The organism is Salinicola rhizosphaerae, assembly GCF_014652715.1.
Lineage (GTDB): Bacteria > Pseudomonadota > Gammaproteobacteria > Pseudomonadales > Halomonadaceae > Salinicola > Salinicola rhizosphaerae.
On sequence record NZ_BMZI01000004.1, the window covers coordinates 408,327 to 424,520 of the forward strand.

Sequence of the window (16,194 nt, forward strand, 5' to 3'; positions counted from 1 at the left end):
CAAAAGTGCCGCGCCCGGCTTAATTTAAGAGCCAGGTTGCCGTTAACACGGACAGGACCGCAGCGGTCGGCCAAGGCCGCACCGCCAGTGATTGTCGATTGGATATTGCCGCCAATGAAATCCCACCGCCGCCCGGCTCAGGGCGCTACCCGCCGCGCCGTGACTCCCGCCGAGACCGGGCTCGACCGCTGGCTCAATCGGCTGGTCACGATTTTCGTGACGACCGCGATGGTCGTCGGTGGCCTGGCGCTGCTGGTCACCTTGCTGTTCTAGTGCACTCCCAACCTGCCATGGGCTAACGCGATCGCTGCGCGCTGCCCATGCTGTGCAGGCGCCGCATCGAGGCAACGAGGTCGTTGAAACGCTCACCCTGAATCTGCACGTGAGACTGAATGGCTGCCTCGGCCCCCGCGGCGTCACCGTGTTCCAGCGCCTTCAGAATCGCCTGGTGCTCGTCGAAGCTGCTTGCCATGCGATGTCGCGCGTGGAGCTGCAGGCGTCGGTAGGGTTTGAGAATGGCGTGGAGGCGCGAGGCTTCCTGAGTTAGAAAGGCGTTGTGGCTGGCCTGATAGATCAGATGGTGAAAGGTCCCATTCTCGTAGTAGTAACCATCGATATCGCCATGCTCCAGACAGCGCCGACAGGCGCCGTTGGCTTGCTCTAGCGCTTCGAACTCATCGGCGGTCATTCGCCGTGCCGCGAGTCGCGCGCACATTCCCTCCAGTTCCGCCATCACTTCGAAGCGTTCGACCAGCTCGGTAACGCCGAGCTGGGCAACGAACGTGCCTCTCTTGGGCTGGACGCGAACCATGCCCGAGGCCGCAAGTTGCTGAAGCGCTTCGCGGATCGGGGTGCGTGAACAATCATATTCGCGCTCCAGCGCGATCGGATCGAGCCGGTCACCGGGGGCATAGCGCCCCTCGACGATGGCGTCTTCCAGTAGGTCTCGCAGACGCTGTGCTTGGGGAATCCTGGCCATATTCGACCTTCTTTCATTAGACCTTTTCCCATGTTGACTCACATGGGGCGGGAGCTGAATGTTGTATATAACAGATCCGTGACATGTATGTTAACCACTGCCGGCGTTTAGGGTTGGGACGCTGGCTCCAGATCTGGACGATGCTCCCTCGAAGGAGGGCATTTCTCACCTCGACCCGAGAGGGCCGGCATGAACGTCAACATGAATTTCCTGCAGGAGCTTTTGTCGAGCATCGGTCGTCGTACCCGAGGTCAGAGTCACGGCGATCATGGCGACAAGGCGCTGGCCCCCAGCAGTCTGGCGAGGCTGACCTCGGTCTGCGAGACCTTGATGCAGCCTAGCGGGGAGGCTTCCCGTATTCTAATCGCTCAGGAGGCGCTGGAGCGCTACGCCTCCCTGGACGAGACCGGAAAACTGGCTTTCTTCAATTTGCTGGCGGAGCACTATTCCGCCGACCCGGGGCAGATTCACGAAGCCTACGCGCGTTACCGAGACAGCGAGGATAACGAAAGCCTCCAGCAGTTGTTCTCCGTGTGCGAGCCACGTCGTCAGCATCTACTCCGGCGGCTGAATCTCTGTCCCGGTGGTACCTACGAGCTGGTCAGGATGCGCGCAGATCTGCTTCGCGCGCTCAAGGCGAACCCGGCGCTTGCACCGCTGGATGCCGATTTCGCGCATCTGTTCGCTTCCTGGTTCAACCGTGGCTTTCTGGTCCTCGAGAGCATCGACTGGAATACGCCGGCGGCGGTGCTCGAGAAAATCATTCACTACGAGGCCGTGCATGCCATCGGCGACTGGTCAGATCTGCGCCGGCGCCTGGACCCCGAGGATCGTCGCTGCTATGCCTTTTTCCACCCGGCTACCGGTGACGAGCCACTGATTTTCGTCGAGGTGGCCCTCTGCCGGGGTATCCCCGACAACATTCAAACCATCCTTGCGGGTGAAGAGTCGGTGGACCCGGCGGAAGCTGATACCGCAGCGTTTTACAGCATCAGCAACTGCCAGGCTGGGCTCAAGGGCATCTCCTTCGGCAATTTCCTGATCAAGCAGGTCGTGCAGGAACTCAAGCGCGAACTGCCCAACCTCGAGCACTTCGTCACGCTGTCACCGGTGCCCGGCTTTGCCGCCTGGCTAGCGGAGCAGCGCCGTGACGACGCCGTGCAGACTTCCGAGGAACTCGTCTCGATGCTGGAGGGCGGTCAACCATCCGACGATGGCCGCCAGCGTGATCGCGTCGCCGCGGAGATACGCGCGCTGGCTGCCCACTACCTCGTCGAAGCCAAACGTGGCAGCGGCATGCCGCTCGACCCGGTGGCTCGCTTTCATCTCGGCAATGGTGCCAGCCTGCACCGGCTCAACTGGCCTGGGGACAGTTCTCCCAAGGGGCAGCAGCAGTCGCATGGGTTGATGGTCAATTACCTCTACGAACTCGAGCGCATCGAGCAGAACCACGAGGCATTCAGTCGCGAGGGCACCGTCGTCTGTACCAGCGATATTCGGCGCGACGCCAAGCAGGGCAAGGCGAAAAGGCAACGTCCCTCGCAGGCCGATGCCTGAGCGACCCGTTTCCGCAGGAGAAGTCCGATGAACCAGAATCTCTATCTACAGTTTGCCGACAATTTCGAACGCCAACCCGACAAGGTGCTGATCGACACGCCGAACGATGAGCGTTTCCGCTATCGCGATGTCTTGGCGATCTCCCGACGCATGGCCAACGTGCTGCGTGATACCGGTGTCGCGCCCGGCGATCGGGTGGTGGTGCAGGTCGACAAGAGCCCGCAGGTGATCATGCTTTATCTCGCGTGCCTGCAGGTAGGCGCGGTTTATCTGCCGCTCAATACGGCCTATACCGGCGCGGAGGTCGATTACTTTCTTGGCGACGCGGAGCCCACACTCTATGTGTGTCGGCCGGCGGACGAGACGGCAGCGCGGGAGCTCGCGGGCCAGCGTCGTGTCGCCGCGCTGGAGACCCTCGGCGCGGAAGGCGAGGGTAGCCTGATGCAGCGGGTCGCCGATGCCGCCGAGGACGACAGCGTTGCCGTTCTTCAAGCCGACGATCTGGCGGCGATTCTCTATACCTCCGGCACCACCGGCCGCTCCAAGGGAGCGATGTTGACGCATGCCAATCTTGCCGCCAACAGTCAGGCGCTGGCACGAAGTTGGCGTTTCAGCGCTGACGATCACCTGCTGCACGCGCTGCCGATCTTTCATACGCATGGCTTGTTTGTCGCCTGCAATATCGTGCTCACCGTCGGCGCCTCGATGACGTTTCTGCCACGTCTGGATCCGGAGCTGCTGATCGATCTGATGCCTATGGCAACAGTGCTGATGGGCGTTCCGACATTTTATACGCGCCTGCTGGCAAGCCCACGCCTCGACCGGAGCGCGGTGGCGAACATGCGTCTTTTCGTCTCGGGATCGGCGCCCCTGCTTGCCGAGACCCATCAGGAGTTTCACGCGCGCACCGGGCACGCGATTCTCGAGCGCTACGGCATGACCGAAACCAACATGAACACTTCCAATCCCTATGATGGCGAGCGTCGTCCCGGCACCGTGGGATTCGCGCTACCGGGCAGCGAAGTGCGCATCACCGAACGTGAGAGCGGCGAGATATTGCCGCCAGGCGAAACGGGAGCGGTCGAAGTCCGCGGGCCCAACGTCTTCAAGGGATATTGGCGCATGCCGGAGAAGACCGCTGCCGAATTTCGCGAGGATGGCTTCTTCATTACCGGCGATCTCGGCGTCATCGATGACGACGGCTATCTCTCGATCGTCGGGCGCGACAAGGATCTGGTCATCTCCGGCGGGTACAACGTTTATCCCAAGGAAATCGAACAGTGGATCGACGAACTGCCCCAGGTGCTCGAATCGGCCGTGATCGGCGTTGCTCACCCGGATCTCGGTGAAGGCGTGACGGCCTGCGTGGTACTCAAATCCGGACAGGTATTGGAAGAGTCGCAGGTACTCTCGACGCTCGCCGACAAGGTGGCTCGCTACAAGCAGCCCAAGCGCGTGTTCTTCATCGATAGTCTGCCGCGTAACGTGATGGGCAAGGTGCAGAAGAACGAGTTGCGCAGTCGCTACGCAGGTACCTACCAGAATGCCGACCATCGGCGTACCGAGGCAGTAGGCAAGTAACGCTTGTGCCAACCGAATGGAATCCCTCGCCACGTGGGTAACGTGGCACCACGCCAGACCTTAACGATGTGCACGAAACAAGAACACCCACGAGAGGTGACAACCATGGTGATCTACGGTGTAGCACTGCTGGCCGGCTGCATGCTGGTCGGTTTGATAATCGGTGACGTGCTCGGACAGCTACTTGGCATCGACGCCAATCTGGGTGGCGTGGGCATCGCCATGCTGCTGTTGATCTTCGTGACAGGCTATCTCAAGGATCGCGGCAAGCTGCCGGAAACGACCGAGAGCGGAATCAATTTCTGGAACGCGATGTATATCCCGATCGTAGTGGCGATGGCCGCGAGTCAGAACGTGGCGGCGGCCTTCAGTGGCGGCATGGTGGCAATCCTTGCCGGCGTGCTGGCGGTTGCGCTCGGGCTGGTGCTGGTGCCCGTTTTGACGGGAAAACGCACCGAGGATGCCCGGCCGCTTGATGCCGTGCCGGAACAGGGTCTCGGTAAGTCGGATGTCCCCGCCGGCCCCACCCGTATCGGTCATTGAGAGGCGCGAACGACATGAACGATTCGATTGTTTCGCTGGTGGACAAATATCATCTGATTGCGGCGTTCGCTGTCATCGGATTGACGATGTACATCGCCTACTGGCTCAGCCGTCATCTTACCGCCGGCCGGCTTCACGGCTCCGCCATCGCCATCATCATCGGTCTGATTCTCGCGTATGTCGGCGGGATTCAGACGGGCGGAGAGGATGGATTGGCAGACGTCACGCTGTTCTCCGGGTTGGGGCTGATGGGCGGTGGCATGCTCCGCGACCTGGCGATCATCGCTACGGCTTACGGCGTCAGGTTTCAGGAGGTGAAGAAAGCGGGTCTGCGCGGCGTCATTGCCCTTTTTCTCGGGGTGCTGGTGTCCTTTGTCGCCGGCGCGGTCGTGGCGGTCGGGTTCGGCTACACCGATCCGGTGGATATCACGACGATCGCCGCGGGCGCCGTGACTTACATCGTCGGCCCGGTGACCGGTGCAACGCTGGGGGCGAGTTCCGAGGTGATCGCGCTATCGATCGCGGCCGGCTTAGTGAAATCGATTCTGACCATGATCGCCACACCGATGACCGCACGGCTGATCGGACTGGACAATCCGCGCTCGGCCATGATTTTCGGAGGCATGATCGGCACCACCAGTGGCGTGGCGGCGGGACTTGCGGCGACCGATGCAAGGTTAGTGCCTTACGGTGCCATGACGGCGACGTTTTACACTGGGCTGGGTATTCTGCTGGCGCCGACCGTCCTCTTTCTGATCGTCAGAGGAGTAATGGGGTGAAGGCACCGAGCGTGACGCTTTTCGGTAGGGCGTAGCTCTCGAGACGTCACTCGATGGATCGATGCCAAGTTTTTTGCCATCTAGGTCGAGGAGCACGGCCGGCTCTCATCTTCACGAGCGCCGGCGTAAAGCGGAGCAATCGCCACACAGTTTCGGCCGGCCGACTTGGCTTGATATAGCGCGCTGTCGACGGCTTCCAGTAACTGATCGGTGCTTTCCTGACGGTGCTCGCCGACGCCAGCGGAAAAGCTGACGCTGAGCGAGGCTGTCGAGAGGCGCTGTTGGCGCAGTGCATGCAGCAGCCTGTCGATGGTGCGTTGGGCTGCGAATCGGTCGATGCCCGGCAGGATCAGCAAAAACTCTTCCCCTCCCCAGCGAATCAGTGTGTCGCTGGTGCGCAGGGCCTGATCCAGATGTTGACTGAACTCCTGCAGAACGGTGTCTCCGACTGCATGGCCGTAGGTGTCATTGATTGTCTTGAAGTGATCGATATCGAGCATCGCCACGGAAACACGCTCGCCGTAACGTTGGCTGCGTTCGACGGACTGCTCAAGTAGCTCGAGACCGAAGCGGCGATTATGTAGGCCAGTCAGTTCGTCTCGGGTGGCCAGGTACTCGAGCCGTCGATTCTTCTCCTCTAGGCGTCGCTCGAAATTTCGCCGTTCGGTGATGTCGACCAAAAAGACGACTCGCAGCGGTTGCCCATCATCTTTGTGGCAGATCATGTCTTCCACGATGACGGTTCGTAGTTTCCCGTCGCGTAATTTGACGTCTACCGCCCGCCGTTGCGCGTTGCCGCGCGAGAAGCTCGCCTGATGGCGCAGTGTGGCTTCTTCGTACTGTGCAGAGGGCAGAATCTTACGAAAATGCGCGTTCAGCAGTTCGCTTTCCGTATACCCGAAAAATGCGCAGAAAGCGGGATTGGCCAGCCGCAGATAGCCTTCCACATCAATGATGCAGGCGCCCATCGGCAGGGTGCCGATCAGGCGCCTCAGCTGCGAAAACGATTGCGGCAACTGGGTAGAGACGCTATCGACGTCGGTAATGTCGCTGATCGCTACGAGAACCCGCTTTTCACTGGCATGGCCACCGTCGAGTGGCGTGACCTTTAGCTGCAGGGCTCTCAGTGGCTGCCGATGCTGACGAATATGATAGCAGCGCCATTGGCGGTCCTCGGCTGCAGGGCCGGTCTGCAGCGCGGGGTGATCCACGCCGCTGGCTGGTTGGAGCTGGGCATCTAGCCACTGCCAGGGATCGGCCATGGGAAACCGCTTGCCGAGATTCAACTGGCTCATCGCCGAGTCGTTGCTGGCGATCAACAGGGGAACGCCAGCGTCGATTCGGTAAATCAGCGCGGCAATGTCCAGTGTATCCAGTCCCGCGAGACTGGGGTCTTGACCGGCGTGACGCGAACCGGTCTGTCCAGATTCGATCATAAGCCTGATTACCGTAAGTGACGGTTGCGAGCAGACAGCACTGGTGTATTCAGTGCACACCGCGAACCAGCGCGAGGCTGGTATCCGAGCAACGGGGAAGCGCCCCGGTGGCGGGCCTGGCGAACCAGTAACCCTGCTGTCGGGTGATGCCTCGCCGGTAGAGCCAGCGTGCTTCCTCAAGCCTCTCGACACCTTCTGCTATCAGCGTGATATCGAGCTGCGCTGCCAGCACGATGAGCTGATCCACGATGATCTGCTGTCGCGACGACTCATCGATATGACTGATCAGCTGGCGGTCGAGTTTCAATACATCCGGCAGTATGTCGATCAGCAGATCGAGATTGGCGTGGCCTGTACCGAAATCATCGACGGCCGTTTTGAGGCCCATGGCCCGATAGGTATCGACGATGTTTTGCAGATGACGCCTGTCCCTGACGCTTTCGGTCTCGATGATTTCGAAGCAGAGCCTGTCTACTGGCCAACCGACACGCTCTGCCGTGGCGAGCGTTGCCTGAATGCAGGCCTCCGGCTCGTATACGGCGTTGGGTAAGAAGTTTATCGACAGCATCCCCTCGATGCCGAGATGCTCGGCCATCTCGATCGCGCGAACGCGGCAAGCCTGGTCGAACCGATATAGCGATTTGTCGTCGACCTGATTCAGCACCGATTCAGCGGATTCGCCTTTCGGCCCTCTGACCAGCGCCTCGAACCCGTAAACCTTTCCCAGGGAGACGTCGACCAGCGGTTGAAAAGCCATGGTGAAGTCGAAGGCGAGTGGCGACTCGCAGCGCACGCACCGACCTTCATATCGGGCACATCCCGGCATCGTGTCCTCCTTGACCGACTGCGGTTGGATGAGTCGACTTTCCGGACACGCGCTCCTTGCTTGTCCAGGAAGTTAAATAAGCTTAGAGCAGTTGACTATGATCGAATAGCATTCATTCGGTAGAAAAGTGTGAACCTCCGGCTATTTGCGTCTCCGATTGACGACATCTGGTGAAGAAGGACCACGCGTCTAAGAGGCGCGTTATCGCGTATTCAGTGTGATTCCGATAATGGAAAGCCTGGCAACGACGGGCGAGCTCGCTCATGAAAATCCGATTGACCACACTGCTATGCTTGGCGCTGATCGCCACTGGCGTCGCCTTCGACAAGGGCGTCTGGCAGATACCACGGCAGTGGAATCCGCTGGCGCCGCTCGTCGTGAGCGACCCCGTGACGCCGGTGACGCGGCTCAAGCTAAAGTGGCTGGCCGAGGATCGGCAGGGGTGTCTGGTGGCGCTGGATAGCGCGCCCACGCTTGCCTACACGCCACTGGAAGATGACACCCCGGTCGCCGGCTGCCCGTTGGAGAACGTGGTGAGAGTTCGCCATTCAGAGGTCCGATTCAATGCCAGTTTCTTGGCCAGTTGCCCGCTGGCGCTGGCGTGGATCATGTTCGAGCGGCACGAGCTACAGCCACTGGCGCAGCGCACCTTCGATCAGAACGTCTCCGGCGTTCAGCATTATGGCTCTTTCGCCTGCCGCAATATCTATCATCGGAAAAACGCCCGGCGCAGCGATCACGCGACCGCGTCCGCGCTCGACGTCGCCGCATTCGAACTCGCCGACGGGCAGCGTATCAGCGTGCTGAACGACTGGGACGACGGTGGCCGGAAAGGGCAGTTCCTGCGCGATGCCGAGCAGGGCGCCTGCCGGTACTTCGGCACCACGCTCGGCCCCGATTACAACGCCGCGCACGCCAACCACTTTCATCTCGGCATGCGCGGCTTCGGGATCTGCCGCTGAGCGAACGCTCAGTCGTCGAGATCGATATCGCCCTCATCCGTTGCCGCACCCGTGGCGGCACCCACGCCACCCCCTACGACCGCGCCTGTGCCGACGTCTCCGCCGGTGACGGCCGCGGCGCCCGCGCCGACGGCTGCGCCGACACCGGCACCGCTGGCAGCGCGCTCGCCGGTCGTGGTGCCGCAGGCGCTCAGCAGACAGGTCGCAGCGAACAGAAATGTAATGTTCCGTAGCATTTTTGGTTCTCCTTGAGTGATTCAGTAACAGTCTAGGAGAGCATGGGCAGAGTGCCAGTTTGGATGTTTTTGACGTAAGTCCAAGAAAAACAAGCCAGCCTAACGTCTAATGTTGCACAGATATGATGTATGACAACGTTCGCGAGTCGGAGGTGAGATCGGCACTTCGATTTCATGTCATGGATTCGCGAGGGAACATCATGCAACACAAAATACTGTCCGCCCTGGGTCTTCTGACCCTTTCCGCCGTCTCGTTGAACTCGGCCCAGGCTGCTCAGGAACTGAGGGTCCAGTCTTCGTTCAACTCGGGTGACTATGCCTATCAGTATCTTCAGGAGCACTGGGCGCCCAAGCTCGAGGAGATGACCGATGGCGATCTGAGCATCAACATCATGGCGACGGGGGCGGTCGTTCCCTACAAGGAAACCCCGGACGCCGTCGCGATGGGCCTGCTCGATGGCGATCTCACCGCGCCTTCCTACTTCACCGGCCGTAACCCGGCGTTCGCGATTCTGGGCGATCTGACGGCCGGCTACGACTCGCCGCAGCAACTGCTCGATTTCTGCCGCGAGGGCGGTGGGGAAGCCGCGCTGCAGACGGCGCTGGACACGATTGCCGACGGGCAGATTCACGTCGTCGGTTGCGGTCCCTACAAGCGCGAAGCGCTGGTGGCGGCGGTACCGATTCGCAGCGTTGCCGACCTCAAGGGCATCAAGATCCGCTCGCCGGAGGGGCTGGCAGCCGACGTCTTCCAGCGTGCCGGCGCGACCCCGGTCAATCTGCCGTTTTCCGAGGTGTTCACGGCACTCCAGCAGGGTGTGGTCGAAGCGGCCGATGCCAGTGCCTACGTCAATAACGACGCTTCAGGTCTCAACGACATTGCCAAGTATCCGATCTATCCGGGCATTCACAGCATGGCAAGCCAACAGTTCACGCTGAACCAGGATCTGTGGGAGTCGCTCAGCGACGAGGACCAGCAGGCGCTGCACGAGTGGTTTTATGCGGCCTTCGAGGATCTGGCCAAGGCGGTCCACGAGCAGGACGAGAAGCTGGTGGCGCGAGACAAGGCCAAGGGTGACATCACGGTGATCGATTGGCCGCAGGCCGAGCGCGACAAGTTCCGCGAGATCGCTCGCCAGGCATGGAGCGATTACGCCAAGAAGAGCCCGGAAGCCCAAGCCGCACTGCAGGCCAACCTCGATTACATGAAGAAGATCGGCCTGATGAAGGGTGACGGCGACAGCGCCTCACAGTAATTCGCCACCCGGTCATTCCGATCCTGTGGTCGCGGCGTTCTCGTCGCGGCCCGATTGTCACTGGAGCCTGACATGCGACTACTCAGTCGACTTGCCGCCGGCATGGATCGCCTCAGCGCCTTCATCGGCTATGGGTGCGCCGTGCTGTTCTTCGTCTGCATCCTGCTTTCGGCATTCGAAGTGGTGATGCGCTACGTCTTCAATGCGCCGACGCAATGGACCTTCGAGACCGTCATGGCGGTCTGTGCCACCAGCTGGGTGCTGGCCAGCGGCTACGTGACGCAACGTCGTCGGCATATCGCCATCACCATGATCGAACTGGTCGTGCCGGCCTCGGTGTGGCGAAAGATGGAACTGGTGGCGATGGTCGTCGCGGTGTTCGCGCTGGCTGCGCTGGTCTGGGCGGCCTGGGAGCCGGCCCTGATGTCGATGCACGGCCCCGAGCGCAGCGGCAGTTCGTTCAATCCGCCGCTGCCTGCGTACCTCAAGCCGATGCTGGTCGTCGGCGCGATTCTCTACATCCTGCAGCTGCTGTCGAACATCATTCACTGGTTCGAAGGTCCGTCGACTGGCGCTGCCGTCAGTGCCGGCAGCGACCACCAGTTTGCCGATAACGCCAACCACGCCAACCGGGAGAGGGACGTCTGATGGGTATCGAAGTCGTCACGCTGCTGATCGTCCTGGCACTGCTGGGACTGATGGCGTTCGGCATTCCGCTGGGCGTCACGACGTTGACGGTCTCCGTCGCCACGTCACTGATCTATTTCGGTCCCAAGGGCCTGTTCCTGGTCGCCTCCAACGTCTATCACGTGCTCGAGAAGTACGAGCTGGTGGCGGTGCCTTTCTTCGTCTTCATGGCCAATGTGCTCGAGCGCTCCGGCATTGCCCGCGCGCTGTTCGACAGCATGTCGATTCTCGGCGGCCGCGCTCGCGGCTCGGTAGCGGTGCAGACCTGCGTTGTCGCGGTCATTCTCGCGGCAATGAGCGGCATCATGGGGGGCGAGATCGTCATGCTCGGCCTGATCGCGCTGCCGCAGATGCTGCGTCTGGGCTACGATCGCAATCTGTCGATCGGCATCATCTGTGCCGCCGGGGCGCTGGCCACGCTGATCCCGCCTTCGGTGGTCATGATCGTCTACGGTCTTGCCGCGCAGGTCTCGATCACCAAGCTGTTCGCGGGCGGGGTCATCCCCGGCCTGATCCTGGCCGCGATTTTCGTCGGTTATATTCTGATCCGCTGCCGGCTTAACCCCTCGCTGGCGCCGATCAACGATGCGCCGGAAGCCGCGCTGCCGCTGCGTCAGCGCCTCAAGTATCTGAAAGGTGCGGTGCTACCGTTCATTCTGATCGGTGCGGTTCTCGGCATGATCTACTCGGGCATCACCACGGTGACCGAAGCGGCAGCGATGGGCGCCGTCGGGGCGATGATCATCGCGATCATTCTCAAGCAGTTCTCCTACCGCATGATCCGCGACGCAATGCGCCAGACGGTGCTGACGGTCGGTTCGATCATCTGGCTGGTGCTTGGCGCGGTGAGTCTGGTGGGTATCTACAACCTGATCGGCGGCATCAGTTTCCTGCGCGGGGTGCTGGAAGGACTCGATCTACCGCCGCTGGCCGTGATCGCCGTGATGATGGGGATCGTGATGATTCTGGGGACCTTCCTCGAGTGGATCGCGATCATCTTCATCACGGTGCCGATCTTTGCGCCGGTCGTGGTCGGTCTCGGTTTCGATCCGATCTGGTTCGGTGTGCTCTTCGCCATGAACATCCAGATCTACTACCTGTCGCCGCCGTTCGGACCTGCCTGCTTCTTCCTCAAGAGCGTGGCACCGGAAGGCGTGGAGCTGCAGCATATCTTCCGCGCGGTCCTGCCGTTCATCGGGCTGCAGATCATCGGCATGCTGCTGGTGCTGTTTTTCCCGCAGCTGGCGCTGTGGCTGCCCAATCTGCTGTTCAACTAACGCCGGGAGAACGCCATGAAACTCGATGACAAGCTGATCCGCGACGGCCAGGACGATGACATCGTTTTGACCGAGTCGCCCGAAGAGGTCAATCAGTTCGATTTCGGGGTCTGGCCGGAGATCGTCGGGCTGATCGGAACGCTCGCGATCATCTGGTGGATGTTCCAGTAGCGCGCGAACCTCGTTCGCAGGTCGATATTCGCGTTTTGCGTCAGCGCCCGCCGATCACCGGCGGGCGCTTCGCGTTTCGGGGTAGGCGAGGCCGGAAGCGCCTGATCGTGCGACTTGCGACTTTGGTCGTGAATCCAAGGTCTACTATGGCTTTACATACGATGTATGACAACTTAGCGGTCGTCCAGTCACCCGTTGCGTTCCGTTCAGGAGGAGTCATGTCCCAGGATAAGATCACCCAGATAGCGCTTTCCCATGTCTTGCTGCCATTGCCCAAACCGATCAGCGACGCCAAGGTCATGACCGGCGTTCAGAAGCCGATGACCGAGGTCTCGCTGCTGTTCGTCGAGATCACTTCGCAGGATGGGCACCAGGGCATGGGCTTCGGCTACGTGCTGCGTGCCGGCGGTAAGGCGCAGTACGCTCACGCGCAGGATCTGGCCCCGTTCTTGATCGGCGAAGACCCCAACGACATTCCCCGGCTGTGGGAAAAGATGGCGTGGCAGGGGGCTTCTGTCGGGCGCTGTGGCGTTGCCGTGCAGGCGATAGGCGCCTTCGACACCGCGCTGTGGGACATGAAGGCCAAGCGCGCCGGTCTGTCGCTTGCCAAGCTGCTCGGTCCGTATCGGGATGCGGTGCCTACCTACAACACGTCCGGTGGCTATTTCGGTACCTCCATCGAGGAGGTGTGCGCCAACGCCGACCGCTCTCGCGCCAATGGCATTCGCGGCGTCAAGATGAAGGTCGGACAGCCTGACGTGGCCGAGGATATCCGCCGCGTGACGGCACTGCGCAAACATCTCGGCGACGAGGTGCCGATCATGATCGATGCCAACCAGCAGTGGGATCGGGAGACCGCCATGCGCTTCGGCCGCGCGGTGGACGATCTCTCGCTGACCTGGATCGAGGAGCCTGTCAGCGCGCACGACTATGAAGGTCATGCCTGGCTCAACGCCAACCTGGACACTCCGATCGCTACTGGCGAGATGCTCTCCAGCCAGGAATCGCTGCAGCAGCTGATCGATCATCGCTCGGTCGGTTTTCTGCAGCCGGATGCCCCGCGTATCGGCGGTATCACCCCGTTCATGAGTCTCGCTGGCGAGGCCGCGAAAGCCGGCTTGAAGCTGGCACCGCACTTTGTGATGGAGATCCACCTGCCGCTCGCCGCGGCCTATCCCGGTGACTGCTGGGTCGAGCACTTCGAATGGCTGGAGCCGCTGTTCGAGGAGCGCATCGAGATTCGCGATGGCTGCATGCAGGTGCCGACGCGCCCGGGGCTGGGGCTCAGTATCAGTGAGCAGACTCGCCACTGGACCGTGGCCAGCGACCGCTACGGCAGCGCCTGATCTTGCCCGGTGAGCGGTAGCGCACGCCCGGCCGCTCGCCTCTGCCTTTCTCCATGACAAATCGATAACGGGCTCATCATGACAAATCGATAACGGGCTCATCACGATAAATCGATAACGGGGAATGACCTATGCGCCAGTTCAAGATCTTGACGCTCGCCGCTGCGATGGTGGCTGCCGGCTGGTCGGTTGCGGCCAGCGCCGAGCAGACCTTTCGTATCCAGGTCTCCTGGACCGCGGGCAGCTATGCCTATCAGTACCTCGAGAAGACATGGGTACCCAAGCTCGAGGAGATGACCGATGGCGACGTCACGCTGCAGATGCTACCGAGCGGCAGTGTCGTGCCTTACAAGGAGACCCTGGATGCGGTCGGCATGGGGCTGCTCGACGGAGAGCTGACGGCAACGGCGTATTTCACTGGTCGCAATCCGGCGTTCGCGATTCTGGGTGACCTGCCGGCAGGCTACGACACGCCCCAGCAGTTTCTCGATTTCTGCCGCGAAGGCGGTGGCGAGCAGGCGTTGCAGGCCGCCATCGACTCCGTCGTGCCGGATCAGGTGCATGTCGTCGGCTGTGGCCCCTACAAGCGGGAATCGCTGGTGGCCGCGGTGCCGATTCGCGGCGTCGACGATCTCCAGGGCATCAAGATCCGCTCGCCGGAAGGCCTCGTCGCCGATGTGTTCAAGCGCGCCGGCGCCACGCCGGTCAATATCCCGCTGTCGGAAGTATTCACAGCACTCCAGCAAGGCGTAGTGGATGCGGCCGACAACAGTGCCTACTCGGATAACGATGCCGCCGGGCTCAACGAGATTGCCCACTATCCGATCTATCCGGGCATCCACAGCATGTCGAGCCAGCAGTTCACGCTCAATCAGCAGACCTGGGAGTCGCTCGATGAGGCGGACCGCCAGGCGCTCCATGAGTGGTTCTACGCCGCGATGAACGATCTCGCCAAGGTCGTGCATGCCAAGGACGAGGAGCTTGTGGCGCGAGATCGTCAGGGCGGCAAGATTACCGTGGTCGACTGGCCGCAGTCGGAGCGCGACCGGTTCCGTCAGATCGCCCGCGGTGCCTGGATGCGCTACGCCGATTCGACGCCCGAAGCGCAGGCGGCACTGCAGGCGCATCTGGATTACATGAAGCGGATTGGCTTGATGGACGAAGGGGAGAGCGATGGCGACTCGTGACCGCCTCTCGGGCGGTGCGATGGCAGCCCGTAGCGAGGGCGCTTCGTCATCGTCCGCCGAGGGCGTCAGCCTGGCGATCACCGCCTGGGAGCGCTGGCGGTTCGCGCGGCGACTGAAAGACGTTCTCTGCCTGGAAGACTTCGAACGCCATGCGCGGCGCCTGCTGCCCCGTTCGATCTACGGCTACGTGGCCGGCGCGGCCGAGACCAATGCCTCCCACGATGACAACCTTAGCGCGTTTCGCGACTACGCCTTCGTTCATCGCTCGCTGATCAACGTCAGCCAGCGCACGACAGGCACGACGCTGATGGGCCGGGAGTATGCCCAGCCGTTCGGTATCGCGCCGATGGGCGTGAGCGCCCTGACGGCCTATCGCGGCGATATTCGCCTCGCCAGCGCCGCGCGGCGTGCCGGCATTCCGATGGTCATCAGCGCCTCCGGATTGATCGCGATGGAGTCGATTGCCGCGGTCAACCCGGATGTCTGGTTCCAGGCCTACATGCCGCCGGATGCGGAGGGCATTCGCGCGCTGGTCGACCGAGTCGCGAAGGCCGGGATCGAGACGCTGGTCATCACCGTCGATTCGGCGGTGGTGCCGAGCCGCGAGAATAACGTCCGCTCCGGCTACAAGACGCCGATTCGGCCCGATCTCAAGTTGATATGGCAGGGCGCGACCCATCCCGAATGGGCGTTGTGCACGCTCATGCGCACCATTCGGCGTCATGGCATGCCGCACTTCGAAAACGTCAATGCCGAGCGGGGTGTCGCGCTGGTCGCGAAAAACGTCGAGCGCGACTTCTCCGGGCGCGAGCACCTCGACTGGGACGACATCGCCCGTATCCGCGAGCAGTGGAAGGGCAAGCTGGTGTTGAAAGGGATTCTCGCGGTGGAGGACGCCACGCGCGCAGAGGCGATGGGCATCGACGGTATCGTTGTCTCCAACCATGGCGGGCGCCAGCTCGACGGCGATGTCTCGCCGCTGCGGGTGCTTCCGGGGATCGCCGCGGCAGTCACCATCGACGTGATGATCGACAGCGGATTCCGACGCGGCTCGGATGTGTTGAAGGCGATCGCCCTGGGCGCGAAATTCGTCTTCGTCGGCCGCCCGTTCAATTATGCGGCGACCACGGCGGGGGAGGCGGGCGTCGATCATGCCATCGGTATTCTCGCGACGGAGGTGCGCCGCAACATGGGCATGCTCGGGATCAATGCTCTCGAGGAGATGACCGCCGAGCGCCTCTACCGGGTTCGTTGAACGCTTGGCCCCGGTGAACGATGGATGTCCCAGCAGGAATCACCATAACGATATCGACGAGAAGGGGAGCACTCATGATCCGCCAGCTCATGACAAGCCAGTTCCACACCGCAGTC

17 protein-coding genes are annotated in these 16,194 nt (G+C 61.7%); 13 read left to right on the forward strand and 4 right to left on the reverse strand.

Annotation, left to right across the window (positions count from 1 at the left end):
* Positions 1 to 114: 114 nt before the first annotated feature.
* The gene (locus tag IE125_RS10615) at positions 115 to 273 is read left to right on the forward strand and encodes a hypothetical protein (RefSeq protein ID WP_189444630.1); all 159 of its coding nucleotides are present in this window, start codon (positions 115 to 117) and stop codon (positions 271 to 273) included.
* Between the two features lie 22 nt (positions 274 to 295).
* On the opposite strand, the gene IE125_RS10620 is transcribed toward IE125_RS10615, so the two are convergent.
* On the reverse strand, positions 296 to 979 hold the full coding sequence (locus tag IE125_RS10620) for a GntR family transcriptional regulator (RefSeq protein WP_189444631.1): 684 nt from the start codon (positions 977 to 979) through the stop codon (positions 296 to 298).
* Positions 980 to 1,168: 189 nt separating this feature from the next.
* Here IE125_RS10620 and IE125_RS10625 point away from each other — a divergent pair, with 189 nt between their 5' ends.
* The 4 genes from IE125_RS10625 to madM all read left to right on the forward strand — a co-directional run bounded on the left by IE125_RS10625 (position 1,169) and on the right by madM (position 5,439).
* Positions 1,169 to 2,536 (forward strand): malonyl-CoA decarboxylase, encoded by a 1,368-nt coding sequence (locus IE125_RS10625; RefSeq protein ID WP_229809048.1) that lies wholly within the window; start codon positions 1,169 to 1,171, stop codon positions 2,534 to 2,536.
* A 27-nt stretch (positions 2,537 to 2,563) separates the two neighbouring features.
* Positions 2,564 to 4,117: a malonate--CoA ligase gene (locus IE125_RS10630; protein ID WP_189444632.1), complete on the forward strand. Its 1,554-nt coding sequence runs from the start codon at positions 2,564 to 2,566 to the stop codon at positions 4,115 to 4,117.
* Positions 4,118 to 4,222: 105 nt separating this feature from the next.
* On the forward strand, positions 4,223 to 4,660 hold the full coding sequence (madL, locus tag IE125_RS10635) for a malonate transporter subunit MadL (protein ID WP_189444633.1): 438 nt from the start codon (positions 4,223 to 4,225) through the stop codon (positions 4,658 to 4,660).
* A 14-nt stretch (positions 4,661 to 4,674) separates the two neighbouring features.
* On the forward strand, positions 4,675 to 5,439 hold the full coding sequence (madM, locus tag IE125_RS10640) for a malonate transporter subunit MadM (protein WP_189444634.1): 765 nt from the start codon (positions 4,675 to 4,677) through the stop codon (positions 5,437 to 5,439).
* 80 nt (positions 5,440 to 5,519) lie between these two features.
* Here madM and IE125_RS10645 read toward each other — a convergent pair whose 3' ends face one another.
* The gene (locus IE125_RS10645; RefSeq protein ID WP_189444635.1) at positions 5,520 to 6,875 is read right to left on the reverse strand and encodes a GGDEF domain-containing protein; all 1,356 of its coding nucleotides are present in this window, start codon (positions 6,873 to 6,875) and stop codon (positions 5,520 to 5,522) included.
* Positions 6,876 to 6,924: 49 nt separating this feature from the next.
* Positions 6,925 to 7,701, reverse strand: a complete 777-nt coding sequence (locus IE125_RS10650) for an EAL domain-containing protein (RefSeq protein WP_189444636.1) — start codon at positions 7,699 to 7,701, stop codon at positions 6,925 to 6,927.
* A 263-nt stretch (positions 7,702 to 7,964) separates the two neighbouring features.
* On the opposite strand from IE125_RS10650, the gene IE125_RS10655 reads away from it, so the two are divergent.
* Positions 7,965 to 8,663: an extensin-like domain-containing protein gene (locus IE125_RS10655; RefSeq protein ID WP_189444637.1), complete on the forward strand. Its 699-nt coding sequence runs from the start codon at positions 7,965 to 7,967 to the stop codon at positions 8,661 to 8,663.
* A gap of 8 nt (positions 8,664 to 8,671) precedes the next feature.
* Here IE125_RS10655 and IE125_RS10660 read toward each other — a convergent pair whose 3' ends face one another.
* Positions 8,672 to 8,899, reverse strand: coding sequence for a YMGG-like glycine zipper-containing protein (locus IE125_RS10660; protein ID WP_189444638.1), 228 nt, complete (start codon positions 8,897 to 8,899; stop codon positions 8,672 to 8,674).
* A gap of 200 nt (positions 8,900 to 9,099) precedes the next feature.
* Between IE125_RS10660 and IE125_RS10665 the strand changes: the two genes are divergently transcribed.
* From IE125_RS10665 to IE125_RS10695, 7 genes are all read left to right on the forward strand, one after another.
* Positions 9,100 to 10,155 (forward strand): TRAP transporter substrate-binding protein, encoded by a 1,056-nt coding sequence (locus tag IE125_RS10665; RefSeq protein ID WP_189444639.1) that lies wholly within the window; start codon positions 9,100 to 9,102, stop codon positions 10,153 to 10,155.
* Positions 10,156 to 10,227: 72 nt separating this feature from the next.
* A complete protein-coding gene (locus IE125_RS10670; RefSeq protein ID WP_189444640.1) occupies positions 10,228 to 10,803 on the forward strand; it encodes a TRAP transporter small permease subunit in 576 nt (191 codons plus the stop codon).
* Complete coding sequence (locus IE125_RS10675) at positions 10,803 to 12,119, forward strand: TRAP transporter large permease (protein ID WP_189444641.1); 1,317 nt, start codon at positions 10,803 to 10,805, stop codon at positions 12,117 to 12,119. The genes IE125_RS10670 and IE125_RS10675 overlap by 1 nt, the downstream gene beginning before the upstream one ends.
* Before the next feature lie 15 nt (positions 12,120 to 12,134).
* On the forward strand, positions 12,135 to 12,290 hold the full coding sequence (locus IE125_RS10680; protein ID WP_189444642.1) for a hypothetical protein: 156 nt from the start codon (positions 12,135 to 12,137) through the stop codon (positions 12,288 to 12,290).
* 218 nt (positions 12,291 to 12,508) lie between these two features.
* Positions 12,509 to 13,636 (forward strand): L-talarate/galactarate dehydratase, encoded by a 1,128-nt coding sequence (locus tag IE125_RS10685; RefSeq protein ID WP_308430136.1) that lies wholly within the window; start codon positions 12,509 to 12,511, stop codon positions 13,634 to 13,636.
* Between the two features lie 131 nt (positions 13,637 to 13,767).
* Positions 13,768 to 14,823, forward strand: coding sequence for a TRAP transporter substrate-binding protein (locus tag IE125_RS10690; protein ID WP_189444644.1), 1,056 nt, complete (start codon positions 13,768 to 13,770; stop codon positions 14,821 to 14,823).
* The gene (locus IE125_RS10695; RefSeq protein WP_229809049.1) at positions 14,810 to 16,078 is read left to right on the forward strand and encodes an alpha-hydroxy acid oxidase; all 1,269 of its coding nucleotides are present in this window, start codon (positions 14,810 to 14,812) and stop codon (positions 16,076 to 16,078) included. Before IE125_RS10690 ends, IE125_RS10695 begins: the two co-directional genes overlap by 14 nt.
* Positions 16,079 to 16,194: the final 116 nt, after the last annotated feature.

Bases quoted from the DNA above. Each gene is read 5' to 3' on its own strand.
- IE125_RS10625 (WP_229809048.1), top strand. From the start codon at position 1,169: ATGAACGTCAACATGAATTTCCTGCAGGAGCTTTTGTCGAGCATCGGT.
- IE125_RS10655 (WP_189444637.1), top strand. From the start codon at position 7,965: ATGAAAATCCGATTGACCACACTGCTATGCTTGGCGCTGATCGCCACT.
- IE125_RS10645 (WP_189444635.1), bottom strand. From the start codon at position 6,875: ATGATCGAATCTGGACAGACCGGTTCGCGTCACGCCGGTCAAGACCCC.
- IE125_RS10665 (WP_189444639.1), top strand. From the start codon at position 9,100: ATGCAACACAAAATACTGTCCGCCCTGGGTCTTCTGACCCTTTCCGCC.
- IE125_RS10675 (WP_189444641.1), top strand. From the start codon at position 10,803: ATGGGTATCGAAGTCGTCACGCTGCTGATCGTCCTGGCACTGCTGGGA.
- madL (WP_189444633.1), top strand. From the start codon at position 4,223: ATGGTGATCTACGGTGTAGCACTGCTGGCCGGCTGCATGCTGGTCGGT.
- IE125_RS10685 (WP_308430136.1), top strand. From the start codon at position 12,509: ATGTCCCAGGATAAGATCACCCAGATAGCGCTTTCCCATGTCTTGCTG.
- IE125_RS10630 (WP_189444632.1), top strand. From the start codon at position 2,564: ATGAACCAGAATCTCTATCTACAGTTTGCCGACAATTTCGAACGCCAA.
- IE125_RS10690 (WP_189444644.1), top strand. From the start codon at position 13,768: ATGCGCCAGTTCAAGATCTTGACGCTCGCCGCTGCGATGGTGGCTGCC.
- IE125_RS10620 (WP_189444631.1), bottom strand. From the start codon at position 979: ATGGCCAGGATTCCCCAAGCACAGCGTCTGCGAGACCTACTGGAAGAC.
- IE125_RS10695 (WP_229809049.1), top strand. From the start codon at position 14,810: ATGGCGACTCGTGACCGCCTCTCGGGCGGTGCGATGGCAGCCCGTAGC.
- IE125_RS10670 (WP_189444640.1), top strand. From the start codon at position 10,228: ATGCGACTACTCAGTCGACTTGCCGCCGGCATGGATCGCCTCAGCGCC.
- madM (WP_189444634.1), top strand. From the start codon at position 4,675: ATGAACGATTCGATTGTTTCGCTGGTGGACAAATATCATCTGATTGCG.
- IE125_RS10615 (WP_189444630.1), top strand. From the start codon at position 115: ATGAAATCCCACCGCCGCCCGGCTCAGGGCGCTACCCGCCGCGCCGTG.
- IE125_RS10660 (WP_189444638.1), bottom strand. From the start codon at position 8,899: ATGCTACGGAACATTACATTTCTGTTCGCTGCGACCTGTCTGCTGAGC.
- IE125_RS10650 (WP_189444636.1), bottom strand. From the start codon at position 7,701: ATGCCGGGATGTGCCCGATATGAAGGTCGGTGCGTGCGCTGCGAGTCG.
- IE125_RS10680 (WP_189444642.1), top strand. From the start codon at position 12,135: ATGAAACTCGATGACAAGCTGATCCGCGACGGCCAGGACGATGACATC.